This window comes from Agrobacterium sp. (genome assembly GCF_032092815.1).
GTDB lineage: Bacteria > Pseudomonadota > Alphaproteobacteria > Rhizobiales > Rhizobiaceae > Agrobacterium.
In genome coordinates this window covers 190,737-203,612 of the sequence record NZ_DAMDBP010000001.1, presented here as the reverse complement: position 1 = coordinate 203,612, position 12,876 = coordinate 190,737, and the positions used below count along the sequence as shown (strand labels likewise).

Genomic DNA, 12,876 nt, shown 5'->3' with positions numbered 1-12,876 from the left:
TACTCGTGATTCCCGCTTATTTTGTCAGGTGGACGGCGATACGATCCTTGCCAGCCTCAATGACGTGGCGCATTGCATTGGTGGCTTTCTCTGGGTCTCGCAGCGCAATTGCATGTGCAATCCGCAAATGGTTGGTGGCAATTTCCTCGATGGTTTCCGGTGATGCGGCTGGAGATGACAGTTTGAAGGAAATTGCCAAGGCGGCCTCTATCAGGCCACTGGCGGAACGCATGAAAGGATTGCCTGACATGCGCGCGATTGCCAGATGGAAATCGAGATCCACTTTCGCGATGGTTTCAGGCGTGTGGTTAAGATCGTCAAATCTGGCAGCGATGGCATAAAGCGCGGCAATGTCATCGCTGGAGGCCTGGGTTGCTGCTGCCGCTGCTGCTGCCGGCTCCAGTGTCATGCGGATTGTGGCCAAGTGTTCAACGAACTGCTGGTCCAGTCCCGCTTCGCAGCGCCAGCCGAGAACATCGGCATCAAAGAAGTTCCAGCTTTCGCTTCCCAGAACCCGAGTGCCGACTTTTGCCTTTGGTTCCACAAGCCGCTTTGCAGCCAGCGTCTTCATGGCCTCTCGCAGAACGGTGCGCGATACGCCAAACCGCAGTGACAAATCGGCGTCACCCGGCAGGATCGACCCTTCTGGGATGCTACCCGACACAATGCCACTGCCAAGCTCCGCAACAACATGTGCGTGGCTACTGCGCCTTTTGCGTCCTGTGATCGTTGTTTCCAGCAGCCCCACGAAATCTCCTTGGCGTTTGCCTATTCCTGCATTTCTTTAAAACTCTACGTCAAAATGCAGTGGTTTGCGAGAAATAGCTTTGTTGCTTTCTGCCATGGCAGGGCGATAAAGATTCAATATATAGTATGATTATTGTACTCATGTTTGCTTTGCAATAAAAAACACATGTAATTCAATTGTAAATTAGAACCTTAAAAACAATGCTGTTTAGGTCTTTTATAGGAGAGTTCCATGTTTGACATCAACGGTGCTTGACAAGCCTTCCTCTCGCTAAATAGTAATACAAATAACGGAAGCGATGACCGTAACGGCAGAGCTGTGTGCGTATTCCTTCCTTGACAGAGCATTGGTGCGGCTGTCGTCTTATTTTTGTTTTGAGGCAATCACCATGGGAAATTCCGATAATCTTCCGACCACACCCGGAAAACTGCGTTCTCGCGCCTGGTTTGATAACCCGGCCAACGCTGACATGACGGCGCTCTATCTCGAGCGTTATATGAATTTCGGCCTGAGCCAGGCGGAATTGCAGTCAGACCGTCCGATTATCGGGATTGCCCAGACCGGCTCCGACCTTTCGCCTTGCAACCGTCACCACCTTGAGCTGGCAAACCGCCTGCGTGAAGGTATCCGTGAAGCTGGCGGTATCGCCATCGAGTTTCCGGTTCATCCGATTCAGGAAACCGGCAAGCGCCCAACCGCAGGTCTTGACCGTAACCTCGCCTATCTCGGCCTTGTTGAGGTTCTTTACGGCTACCCGCTGGACGGCGTTGTGTTGACCATCGGCTGTGACAAGACCACGCCTGCCTGTCTTATGGCGGCGGCCACCGTCAACATTCCATCCATTGCCTTGTCGGTTGGTCCGATGCTGAACGGTTGGTTCCGTGGTGAGCGCACCGGTTCGGGCACCATCGTCTGGAAGGCCCGCGAACTTCTGGCAAAGGGCGAAATCGATTATCAGGGCTTCGTGAAGCTGGTCGCTTCCTCGGCTCCGTCGACCGGTTATTGCAACACCATGGGTACGGCAACGACCATGAACTCGCTTGCTGAAGCACTCGGCATGCAGCTGCCGGGTTCTGCCGCTATTCCAGCGCCTTACCGTGACCGTCAGGAAGTGTCCTACCTCACTGGTCTTCGCATCGTTGAAATGGTCAAGGAAGACCTCAAGCCTTCCGACATCATGACCAAGGATGCCTTCATCAACGCCATCCGCGTGAACTCGGCGATTGGTGGTTCGACCAACGCACCAATCCACCTCAACGGTCTGGCCCGCCACGTTGGCGTCGAACTGACGGTCGATGACTGGCAGACCTATGGTGAAGATGTTCCGCTGCTTGTAAACCTGCAGCCGGCTGGTGAATATCTCGGTGAAGATTATTACCATGCAGGTGGCGTTCCGGCCGTGGTCAACCAGCTGATGACGCAGGGTCTGATCAAGGAAGATGCCATGACGGTGAATGGCAAGACCATCGGCGATAACTGTCGGGGTGCCATCATTGAAGACGAGAAGGTCATTCGTCCTTACGAACAGCCTCTCAAGGAGCGCGCCGGTTTCCGCGTGCTGCGCGGTAACCTGTTCTCGTCTGCCATCATGAAGACAAGCGTGATTTCGGAAGAATTCCGCGATCGTTACCTGTCCAACCCGGATGATCCGGAAGCCTTTGAGGGCCGCGCGGTCGTCTTCGATGGTCCGGAAGATTACCATCACCGCATCGACGATCCATCACTGGAAATCGACGCGAACACCATTCTGTTCATGCGTGGTGCAGGCCCGATCGGTTATCCCGGTGCCGCTGAAGTGGTCAACATGCGTGCGCCTGACTACCTGCTGAAGCAGGGCGTCAACTCGCTGCCATGTATTGGTGACGGCCGTCAGTCCGGTACATCAGGCAGCCCATCTATCCTCAACGCTTCTCCGGAAGCAGCCGCTGGCGGTGGTCTGGCGATCCTGCGAACCGGTGACCGCGTTCGCGTAGACGTGGGTCGCGGCAAGGCTGACATTCTCATCTCTGGTGAAGAACTGGCAGAGCGTTATGAAGCTCTGTCCAAGGATGGTGGTTACCAATACCCGGCCCACCAGACACCATGGCAGGAAATTCAGCGCTCGATCGTTGGCCAGATGGAAAGCGGTGCAGTTCTTGAGCCTGCCGTCAAATATCAGCGCATTGCGCAGACCAAGGGACTGCCGCGCGATAACCACTAAAAACGGCACTGTTCTGCTCGGTTTGATGCGTAGAACAGTTTCCGTCTCACTGTAGTGGAGAGTAATATAATCTGCTGCATATTTGTAAAAGCCGCCTGTAAAGGGCGGCTTTTATGCATTTTTGATAAGATTCTTACTTATCGGTCGTAATCGTTGTAATTCATTAATTGGTTTTCAATACCCCCGGTTGATGATTGTTTCCCATGGGGTAAGGTCTGTGACAAAAATACAAACTGAACACAGAACCTTTATTGTGACTGGGAAATACTTTGTCAGATGGTTCAAGAAATTTTCCGTTCGGTTGAAACGGGGACGCCACAAAAGGTGGGCGATCATGTCCGCGACATAACTTTTATCATGCGTGCAAACGCGTGGAGGCGCTCGCTTGTCGGCAAGATCACACTTGTTTTTCTGGGCGGAGTCATTTTTGCTTACGGTGCCGGCGCCTTTGTTGGCTGGTCGATGTTTGTGACTGCCGCCAGTGAGCAGTGGCGCAATCAGGCCCGTATCAATACACAAATTGCCAGTGCAACCCTCCGTAGCATTTATACCTATATTGCGGTCAGCGTGGATGACGGTGGTCAGGTGGACCGCATCGTCACGGATCAACCGATCGGCGACGATGAATCTGTTCTGGTGACGGGTTTCAGTCCGATTGATGTGCTGGCTCTGGTCAGCGCGCAGACCAAAAAGACCACGTGGCTCTATCGCTATGATGCCGAGCAGTCCGCATTCATCAGTGTTGCTGTTGCTTATGATGGCGGTTCCGGCTCAGACATGTTGGCGCCGATCCATGATCCGATCTTTCAGGATTATGGTGGTAAGGGTGAGTTTGCCACCGGGTTTGCGGAAATCGACGGCGTCAAACATTATATTGGCCTGCTGCCAATTCTGAAAGATCAGAGTGGCGAGGTCATCGGTGCAGTTGCAACCAGCATCGGCACGGCCTCAGAGCTTTATCTCGTCCAGCAAAAACTGTTGCGCAACTCCCTGCTTGTCTTGCTCGGAGTTTTTACTGCCACCGGCATTATCGTCAGTTTTGTGGCCAAGCGGTTCCTGAAACCGGTGCCGGCTCTCATTCAGGCGACTTTGCGTATCGCCAATGAAGAAACGGATGTCGTCACGCCGTTTCGCAATCGTCGCGATGAAATTGGTGCCATGGCCACGGCCATCGAAACACTGCGCGAAGCGGTGGTCGAACGTGGCCGTCTGCGCCAGGTGCGCGATATGGCGCTGCAAATGGAGCACATGGCGCATCATGACGGGCTGACCGGTCTACCGAACCGTGCCTTGCTGATGAAGACCCTGAATGCCTGCCTCAATGAGATGGTGCGCAGCGGCAAGATGTTCAACGTCATGCTGCTCGACCTCGATCGGTTCAAGACGGTCAACGACACACTTGGTCATGCTTCGGGGGATGCTCTGCTGGTTTCCACGGCATCACGCATTCGTTCAGTTCTCGGACCTGATGATATTGCAGCGCGACTGGGTGGTGATGAATTTGCCATCGTGCAAATCGTCAATCGCAACCCGTTGCGTGAGGGCCAGAAGCTGGCTTCCCGCATTCTTGAAGCCATTTCCACCAGTTTCATGCTGGATGACCATGAGGTGATGGTCGGCACAAGCATCGGCATTGCCTGTGCGCCTGCCCATGGAACCTCTGCTGGCCAGTTGCTGCAGAATGCTGACCTTGGTCTCTACCGGGCAAAGGCCATGGGGCGCGGTATTTCCGTGTTCTATGAAGAGGGCATGGACATGGCCGTACAGGACCAGCATGCGTTGGAAATGGATATGAAATTTGCCCTCCAGAACAACGAGTTCGAGCTGCATTATCAGCCGATCATCAATCTGGTCGATGGCAGAATTTCCGCCTATGAAACACTTGTGCGTTGGCGCCATCGCAAGCAGGGCATGATCCCCCCGGACAAGTTCATTCCTCTCGCTGAAGAGACCGGCTTCATCATCCAGTTGGGTGAATGGATCCTGGCGCAAGCGTGTTCCGATGCCATGGCATGGCCAGAACATATCAAACTGGCGGTCAACCTGTCTGCCGTGCAGTTGCGACAAAGCAATATCGTCGCGACCGTTGAGCGCACCTTGTTGACATCCGGTTTGCAGCCAGAACGCCTTGAGCTTGAGGTGACTGAAACAGTGATGCTGACGGGGGCGTCGAGCATCGCTGCCTTGGCCAAGCTGAAGGAAACCGGCGTGCGCATCGTGCTGGATGATTTTGGAACGGGATATGCCTCGTTCGGTGCCTTGCGCAGTGTGCCCTTTACCAAGCTGAAAATTGACCGTGAGTTCGTCTCGGGCCTGCCGGACGATACAACAAGCAATGCCATTATCAGTGCGATCACGACTTTGGCCCGGCAGGTGGATATGGAAATCACCGCTGAAGGTGTCGAGACGCTGGGGCAGGCGGCGGTGCTGAAGGTCGCCGGCTGTACGGAAGCGCAGGGGTTTTATTTTGCTAGGCCGAAGCCGGCCTCGCAATTGTGCCATGACCTTGCGACGGTGAATGAGGCGTTCTCGATGAAAGCAGCCGCTCACGGGTGAGTGAAACGATACATTTTCATATTGTCAGATAACTCGCAGGAGACTTGGAATGCGTAAAATTGCGTTGTCTCTTCTCACACTTGGCAGTCTTCTTTCCTGGTCAACAGCCAGTGCGGACATGACAAGTGTCACATTGCAGTCCGTCTCCAAAACCGGAAAAATCCGGCTTGGTTATCGTGAGGCAGAGCCTCCCTTTTCCTACCAGTTGCCCTCGGGTGAAGTGGTCGGTTTTTCCATAGATTTGTGCAAAAGGGTCGTGGACCATATTCGCCAGCATTTGAAACTGGAAAAGCTGGACATTGAATATGTCATGGCGACCCCGGCGACGCGGTTCATTCTTATGAAAACCGGCAATATCGACATTGAATGTGCTGCGACCACCAACACTGCCGAACGGCGCAAGACAGTGGATTTTTCCTATCCGAACTTCATGACGGCGACGCAGTTCGTTTCGCGCAGCGATGATCACATTTCCAGCATGAAGGATTTGACGGGGCGGTCGGTGACTTCGGCGTCCGGCACGGTTAACATTGACCAGTTGAACCAGATCAATCGCCAGCGGAAGCTCAATATTGCGGTCATTCCGACCAAGAACAACGAAGAGTCCTTCGATCTTGTGGTGTCCGGTCGGGCGTCTGCCTTCGTGATGGATGGTATTCTTTTGGCGGCGATGGTTGCGCAAACACCAGACCCATCCAAATACGCTCTATCAGAGGAAACACTCAGCGATCCAGAGCCGTACGGACTGATGCTTCGCCATGGTGACACGACATTCAAGACGCTGGTCAATGAAAGCCTGAGAGAGGTTTTTGCGGGAGACGACATCAAGACACTTTACGGGAAATGGTTCACATCGCCCATTCCACCCAGCAACATGAACCTCAACCTTCCCATGTCAGCGGCCTTGAAAAAGGCCTACGCATCGCCGGTGGAGTTCAATGATTAAGCTTCATGGTATTGTTTTATTATCCTGTTTTCTATTTTCAGGGGGTGAATATGTCACGATTTAAAGCCCTTCTTCTGGCTGGCCTGATGATGTTTTCCTGTGGGCCGGTTTTGGCGCAGCAACCGGTTCCGACGCTGGAAAAAATGACAAAAACCGGCGTCATAAAGATCGGCTACACCACCCGAAATATCCCATTTTCCTTCCTGGATCAGAAGGGTGAACCCACCGGTTACACGATCGAGCTTTGCAGGCGGGTTGTTGATCTGCTGAAGCAGAAACTTTCCCGGCCTGACATCAAAATCGAGTTCGTGGAACGCACCGCCAGCAATCGGGTGGTGCTGCTGAATGACGGTTCTATCGATCTGGAATGTGTGTCCAGCACCAATACCGAAGAACGTCGCAGAAGCGTGTGGTTCTCCTATAGCCACTTCATCACCGCAACACGTTTTGTGTCGCTCAAGTCTAGCGGCATCAACACGATTGCCGATCTCGCTGGTCGGACCGTCGTTGTTACCAAGGGTTCAACAAATATTGCCCAACTCAACACCATCAACCGTGAAAAGAGCCTCTATCTGGCGCTGGTGCAGGGCGTCAGCATCAATGACGCGTTTGAAATGGTCACACAGGGCAAGGCATCTGCCTTCGTGATGGATGGAATTCTGCTGGCGTCTCTGGTGGCGAACGCTCAAAATCCCGAGAATTACGTGCTGTCTGCGGAGGCGCTCTCAGAACCGCAACCCTATGGGCTGATGTTGCGCAAGGACGATGTTGGTTTTCGTGATGCGGTCAATGATGCCCTGCTGACGATCTATAAAAGCGGCGAAATCAACGACATCTACAACAAATGGTTCATGACGGATATCGGGCCTGATGGTGTCAACCTCAACACGCCAATGACTGGCGATCTTAAGGCCGTGTTCGATAATCCTGTCAATTTGGGCGGCTAATACTCAACACGTTCAAAAGGTTGGCGGCGTGCATGCGCTGATGACTTCGCAAGGCACGACGCCCACACAACGAAAACGGTGCGGACGCCTGCTTTCGAAATAATAGGCATCACCCGGCCCAAGGATGCGCCGTTCGTCATCGACAATCACTTCCAGTCGACCGCTCAGAACAATGCCGCCTTCCTCGCCATCGTGAACGAGTGGCACTTTGCCGGTATCTGCGCCTGGCTGATAACATTCTTTGAGAATTTGCAGACTGCGACCAAACAGGTTGTTGCCGACCTGCCGGAATGAAATCAAACCCTTGCCGATTTCAGTCAGTTCTTCTGCCGCATAGAAGAATTGTTTCGGTTTTTCCGGCTCAAAGGCAAAAAACTCGGCAAGGCCGATGGGTATGCCGTCCAGAATGCGTTTGAGAGCGCCAACTGACGGGTTGGATGCGTTGGATTCAATCAGCGAGATGGTCGAGTTTGTCACGCCCGCCCGCCTTGCCAATTCTCTCTGCGAGAGGTTGTGCAGCATTCTCAAATGTCGCAACCTGTTGCCTATATCGACTGACATGCCTTTGCCCTGTTGCGGTTGTTCGAAATATCGAAACATTAGCTCTTTGGCATGAGTTATTTCAATAGCTTGGCCTTGAGAAGAAAAGGACTTGTTGTTGCAGGGGAAATATTTCACAAATTGGCAAACATGGAGAACAGCATGAACGCGCATAGCAAACCCAATACTCCCGTGCTTGAGAATTTCTGGATGCCATTTACTGCCAACCGGCAGTTCAAGGCGGCGCCCCGCCTCTTGGCCAGTGCCTCGGGCATGTATTACACCGACGTTGATGGCAACAAGGTTCTTGATGGCACCGCCGGTTTGTGGTGCGTGAACGCTGGCCATGGTCGTGAACGTATTGCCGAAGCTGTCGAGCGCCAGTTGCGCACCATGGATTTTGCACCAACATTCCAGATGGGTCATCCGATCGCCTTCGATTTTGCTGAAAAGCTGGCGGCGATTGCGCCGGGTGGTGAAGCGGCTCAGCTGGACCGGGTGTTCTTTACCGGCTCCGGCTCCGAATCCGTCGACACGGCTCTGAAGATCGCGATCGCTTACCAGCGTGCCATTGGACAGGGGACACGTACCCGTATCATCGGTCGTGAAAAAGGGTATCACGGTGTTGGTTTTGGCGGCATTTCGGTAGGCGGCCTCGTCAACAATCGTCGTGTTTTCCCGCAAATTCCTGCAGATCACATGCGCCATACTCTGGATGTGGAGCGCAATGCGTTCAGCAAGGGCCTGCCTGCCCATGGCATTGAACTGGCGGATGATCTGGAGCGGCTTGTTGGCTTGCATGGTGCCGAAACCATTGCTGCTGTCATCGTTGAGCCAATGTCCGGTTCCGCCGGCGTTGTGCTGCCTCCGAAGGGTTATCTCGAAAAGTTGCGCGCCACGGCTGACAAATACGGCATTCTGCTGATCTTTGATGAAGTCATCACCGGCTTCGGTCGTCTCGGAACGCCATTTGCGACCGATTATTTTGGCGTTGTGCCTGACCTCGTCACCACCGCCAAGGGCATCACCAACGGCACCATTCCGATGGGTGCGGTGTTTGCCAAGCGTGCGGTTTATGATGCGTTGATGCAGGGTCCGGAAAACCAGATCGAATTGTTCCACGGCTATACCTATTCCGGCCACCCGGTTGCCTGCGCTGCCGGTATTGCTACGCTTGAGGTCTATGCCGAGGATGGTCTGTTGACCCGTGCGGCTGAGCTTGCCGAGTACTGGCAGGAGGCGCTGCACTCCTTCAAGGCCCATGCAAATGTCGTTGACGTTCGCAACCTCGGTCTGGTTGGCGCGATCGAACTTGCACCACGCGAAGGTGCGCCGGGCGCCAGAGCCTATGACGTGTTTGTTGATTGCTTCAACAAGGGTCTGCTGATCCGCGTGACCGGTGATGTGATTGCGCTTTCGCCGCCGCTGATCATCGAGAAGGAACAGATCGATACGCTTGTGTCGATTATTGGCGACGCCATTAAAAGAGCAGCCTGATTACTTCTAAAAAAGGCGCCAGTCACTGGCGCCTTTTTTGTTGGCTGCTTCAAAACAGCCTCATTGTTTGTCGTCCGGATCCTGTCGTGTCGAGCGGGAGCGCAGCAATGTATGTGCCGACCGTTTTGGTTCCGGTAGCTTGTCTTCATCCAGCGATGCATACAGCCAGTCTATGAAAACGCTGACGATCGGAGCGTTGCGCATTTCATGGCGGCAGGCCACATGAAACGCGTCGTCTGACGGCACGGTCAGGTCGAAGGGCAAAACAAGCTCGCCTTCGGCAATCAGGTTGGCAGCGGTTATGGTGTCTCCCAAAGCAATGCCCTGTCCATAAAGCGCGGCCTGCGTTGAAAGATGGGCGTCACTCATGAAGTGCTGGCGGGGACGCGGAACGGCGGTTGCGTCTGCTGCCGTCAGCCAGGTGTTCCATTCCCGTCCGGTATCGCCATGCAGCAGCACATGATCCGAGAGATCGCGCACCGAACGCAGCGGCCTGTTGTTAAGCAAGGTCGGGCTTGCGACCGGAAACAGTTTGATTTCGCTCCATAAATTGCTCCAGATACCCGGCCAGCGACCATTGCCATACAGAATGCACAGGTCAACATCCGTCGAGTTCAGCATGGCCGGGTCATTGCCGGTCATCAGTGTCAGGCTGATATCCGGAAACTGCTCTGAGAAGCGGTTGAGACGCGGGATCAGCCAAAGAGACAGAAGTCCTGCCACGCTGCCGATGGTCAATTTTCCACCCGTTGCAGGACGGGCCATCAGGGCCGTTGCGGCGGCGATGCTGCCAAATGCCTGTGTGACGACAGGTAACAGAAGAGCGCCTTGAGAGGTGAGTTTAAGTCGCCTGCCGCCACGCTCGAAAAGCACCGTGTTGAGTGACTCTTCCAGTGATTTGATCTGGTGGCTGATTGCGCCATGCGTGACGTTCAACTCTCGCGCTGCAGCGGATACGGAGCCGCGTCTGGCAGTTGCTTCAAAAGCCCTGAGAGGGTTGAGCGGAGGGAGCCGGCTGGACATTTGGCTGTGTCCTTTCGTGAGAAAAATTCACATTAATTGCTATAACAATGTGAATTGCTTTTTCAATTGCCTTGCGCTGAAATGGCCAAAACATGGGCAGTATTTTTACCGTCCAAAAAATGTGCGGCGCACCTGGATGCGTTGCCGGTCAATGTGAATGGGAACCACAAGATGACATTCGACGACAAAAAGCTGCAGGAACTGAAGGCGAAGTATGGCGAAAGCCATGGCGGAGAATTGTTCGACCCGAACTTCAGCAAGGTTGCGAGCAAGATTTTTTCCAAGAGTGGTACGCGGGTGGCACCCTATGCCGGCATGCCGACCTTGCTGACCGCGCCCCATATGCCTGTCGACAATGATGAGCCGGATTTCGGCAATCTCCAGGTTGCCCTTCTCGGCGTGCCGATGGACCTTGGTGTGACCAACCGCACCGGTTCGCGTTTCGGACCACGTGCGCTGCGAGCCATTGAGCGTATCGGACCTTATAATCACGTTCTCAATTGCGCACCGGTGCATGACCTGCGCGTTGCTGATATTGGTGATGTGTCTTTCCGCAGCCGCTACCGGCTGGAAATGAGCCATGACGACATTGAAAAGCGCGTCAATCAGATCGTGGATGCCGGTGTCCTGCCGCTGTCAGTGGGTGGCGATCATTCCATCACGCATCCGATCTTGAAGGCTGTTGGCAAAAACCGTCCGGTTGGCATGATCCATATCGATGCGCATTGCGACACTGGCGGAGCCTATGATCTGACCAAATTCCACCATGGCGGTCCGTTCCGCAATGCGGTTTTGGACGGCGTTCTCGATCCGACCCGCACGATTCAGATCGGTATTCGCGGCTCGTCCGAATATCTGTGGGAGTTTTCCTACGAATCCGGCATGACCGTCATCCATGCTGAAGAGGTTACCGGTCTTGGTATCCCGGCGATCATCGAAAAGGCCAAGGCGATCATTGGTGATGGCCCGACCTACCTGTCTTTCGATATCGACAGTCTTGACCCATCCTTTGCGCCGGGAACCGGTACGCCGGAAATTGGTGGATTGACGACGCGTGAGGTCCTGGAACTGGTGCGCGGCCTGAAGGGCATGAACATTGTCGGTGGTGATGTGGTTGAAGTGGCACCGCAATATGATGCCACGACCAATACCGCGCAGGCCGGTGCGCAAATGTTATTCGAAATCTTGAGCCTGATGGTGTTTAGCCCTTCCGTCAAAAGCTAGGGATGTCTTATTATCCGTAAGAAAAACTGGGGACGGTCTGATAAAATAAAGAAGACCGAACAATAAAGGAGAAGCCGATGTCTGAAAAAATTACCTTGCCGGTCAGCCGCCGCGCGGTTCTGGGAGCCGGTCTTGCAGGCGCATCCATGCTGGCCATGCCATCCATCCTGCGTGCGCAGGACAAGTCGCTGAAGGTTGGCGTTTACGGTGGTTACTTCAAGGATTCGTTCGATAAGAACATTTTCCCTGAATTCACCAAAGCCACCGGTATTGCCGTTGAATCCGTTGCCGAGCCGACAGGCGAAGCATGGCTGGTGCAGCTTGAGCAGGCAGCCAAGGCTGGCCAGGCTCCCGCCGACGTTTCCATGATGTCGCAGGTTGCGGTTTTGAAGGGTCAGGCAACCGAGCTGTGGGCACCACTTGATCTTGCCAAGATCCCGAGTTCTTCCGGCCTGATCGACCGCTTCATCAACAAATATCCTGATGGCCGTGTGTCCGGCATCGGTGCGGTGTCCTGGTACATCACACTGGTTACCAACACCGACGTCTACAAGGAAGCGCCAACGTCCTGGGAAGCGCTGTGGGATCCGGCAAATGCCGACAAGATCGGCCTTTTGGCACTGGTTTCCAACTCCTTCCTTCTGGAAGTGACAGCCAAGACATTCATGGGCGGCACCAATGTGCTCGACACGGAAGAGGGCCTGCTCAAGGCTTTTGAAAAGCTGGCGGAAGTAAAGTCCAATGTCAGCCTGTGGTACCGTGATGAGGCACAGTTCGAACAGGCCCTGAAGTCTGGCGAAATCCCGATGGGCCAGTATTACCATGATGTGACGGGTCTTGCTGCTTCGCAGGGTCAGCCTGTCCGCTCAACCTTCCCGAAGGAGGGTGGCATTCAGGATTCCGGTTCCTGGGTGCTGGCGCGTGCGTCCACCAAGACCGAAGAAGCTCATGTCTTCATGGAATATATGAGCCAGCCTGCAACCCAGGCCGTGTTGTCACGCAAGGTTGGAACTGCACCAACCGTAAAGCGCGAGCTGACAGATCTGACGGCGGAAGAATTCGCGGCGGTGTCTTCGGATATCGATCCGGTTATTCCGCGCTACGACCTCTACCAGACCAAGTCCGACTGGTTGAACCAGAAGTGGACGGAAATGATTGCCGGTTAAGGCACTCATTTAAAAGATAACATCCGGTC

10 protein-coding genes are annotated in these 12,876 nt (G+C 54.1%); 7 read left to right on the top strand and 3 right to left on the bottom strand.

What is annotated here, in order from left to right; genetic code table 11:
• Nucleotides 1-16: 16 nt before the first annotated feature.
• Nucleotides 17-748, bottom strand: coding sequence for a FadR/GntR family transcriptional regulator (locus RT613_RS00905; protein ID WP_313612211.1), 732 nt, complete (start codon nt 746-748; stop codon nt 17-19).
• A gap of 388 nt (nt 749-1,136) precedes the next feature.
• Here RT613_RS00905 and RT613_RS00900 point away from each other — a divergent pair, with 388 nt between their 5' ends.
• The 4 genes from RT613_RS00900 to RT613_RS00885 all read left to right on the top strand — a co-directional run bounded on the left by RT613_RS00900 (nt 1,137) and on the right by RT613_RS00885 (nt 7,397).
• On the top strand, nt 1,137-2,948 hold the full coding sequence (locus RT613_RS00900) for an IlvD/Edd family dehydratase (RefSeq protein WP_313612209.1): 1,812 nt from the start codon (nt 1,137-1,139) through the stop codon (nt 2,946-2,948).
• A gap of 276 nt (nt 2,949-3,224) precedes the next feature.
• A complete protein-coding gene (locus RT613_RS00895) occupies nt 3,225-5,504 on the top strand; it encodes a putative bifunctional diguanylate cyclase/phosphodiesterase (RefSeq protein ID WP_409558732.1) in 2,280 nt (759 codons plus the stop codon).
• 49 nt (nt 5,505-5,553) lie between these two features.
• Entirely contained in the window at nt 5,554-6,450 is an 897-nt protein-coding gene (locus RT613_RS00890) for an amino acid ABC transporter substrate-binding protein (RefSeq protein WP_409558731.1), read from the top strand.
• Nucleotides 6,451-6,500: 50 nt separating this feature from the next.
• Nucleotides 6,501-7,397 carry an amino acid ABC transporter substrate-binding protein gene (locus RT613_RS00885; RefSeq protein WP_313612207.1) on the top strand — a complete coding sequence of 299 codons (897 nt, stop codon included), beginning with the start codon at nt 6,501-6,503 and terminating at the stop codon, nt 7,395-7,397.
• A gap of 12 nt (nt 7,398-7,409) precedes the next feature.
• Here RT613_RS00885 and RT613_RS00880 read toward each other — a convergent pair whose 3' ends face one another.
• Nucleotides 7,410-7,958, bottom strand: coding sequence for a cupin domain-containing protein (locus RT613_RS00880; RefSeq protein ID WP_313612206.1), 549 nt, complete (start codon nt 7,956-7,958; stop codon nt 7,410-7,412).
• Between the two features lie 141 nt (nt 7,959-8,099).
• Between RT613_RS00880 and RT613_RS00875 the strand changes: the two genes are divergently transcribed.
• The gene (locus RT613_RS00875; RefSeq protein ID WP_313612205.1) at nt 8,100-9,434 is read left to right on the top strand and encodes an aspartate aminotransferase family protein; all 1,335 of its coding nucleotides are present in this window, start codon (nt 8,100-8,102) and stop codon (nt 9,432-9,434) included.
• A 60-nt stretch (nt 9,435-9,494) separates the two neighbouring features.
• Here RT613_RS00875 and RT613_RS00870 read toward each other — a convergent pair whose 3' ends face one another.
• The gene (locus RT613_RS00870) at nt 9,495-10,457 is read right to left on the bottom strand and encodes a LysR substrate-binding domain-containing protein (protein ID WP_313612203.1); all 963 of its coding nucleotides are present in this window, start codon (nt 10,455-10,457) and stop codon (nt 9,495-9,497) included.
• A gap of 171 nt (nt 10,458-10,628) precedes the next feature.
• On the opposite strand from RT613_RS00870, the gene speB reads away from it, so the two are divergent.
• Nucleotides 10,629-11,681 (top strand): agmatinase, encoded by a 1,053-nt coding sequence (gene speB / locus RT613_RS00865; RefSeq protein ID WP_313612201.1) that lies wholly within the window; start codon nt 10,629-10,631, stop codon nt 11,679-11,681.
• Between the two features lie 77 nt (nt 11,682-11,758).
• Nucleotides 11,759-12,847 carry an ABC transporter substrate-binding protein gene (locus RT613_RS00860; protein WP_313612200.1) on the top strand — a complete coding sequence of 363 codons (1,089 nt, stop codon included), beginning with the start codon at nt 11,759-11,761 and terminating at the stop codon, nt 12,845-12,847.
• Nucleotides 12,848-12,876 lie beyond the last annotated feature (29 nt).

Coding starts and splice junctions, on each gene's coding strand:
- RT613_RS00860 (WP_313612200.1), top strand. CDS start 11,759: ATGTCTGAAAAAATTACCTTGCCGGTCAGCCGCCGCGCGGTTCTGGGA.
- RT613_RS00875 (WP_313612205.1), top strand. CDS start 8,100: ATGAACGCGCATAGCAAACCCAATACTCCCGTGCTTGAGAATTTCTGG.
- RT613_RS00895 (WP_409558732.1), top strand. CDS start 3,225: ATGGTTCAAGAAATTTTCCGTTCGGTTGAAACGGGGACGCCACAAAAG.
- speB (WP_313612201.1), top strand. CDS start 10,629: ATGACATTCGACGACAAAAAGCTGCAGGAACTGAAGGCGAAGTATGGC.
- RT613_RS00885 (WP_313612207.1), top strand. CDS start 6,501: ATGTCACGATTTAAAGCCCTTCTTCTGGCTGGCCTGATGATGTTTTCC.
- RT613_RS00870 (WP_313612203.1), bottom strand. CDS start 10,457: ATGTCCAGCCGGCTCCCTCCGCTCAACCCTCTCAGGGCTTTTGAAGCA.
- RT613_RS00890 (WP_409558731.1), top strand. CDS start 5,554: ATGCGTAAAATTGCGTTGTCTCTTCTCACACTTGGCAGTCTTCTTTCC.
- RT613_RS00900 (WP_313612209.1), top strand. CDS start 1,137: ATGGGAAATTCCGATAATCTTCCGACCACACCCGGAAAACTGCGTTCT.
- RT613_RS00880 (WP_313612206.1), bottom strand. CDS start 7,958: ATGTCAGTCGATATAGGCAACAGGTTGCGACATTTGAGAATGCTGCAC.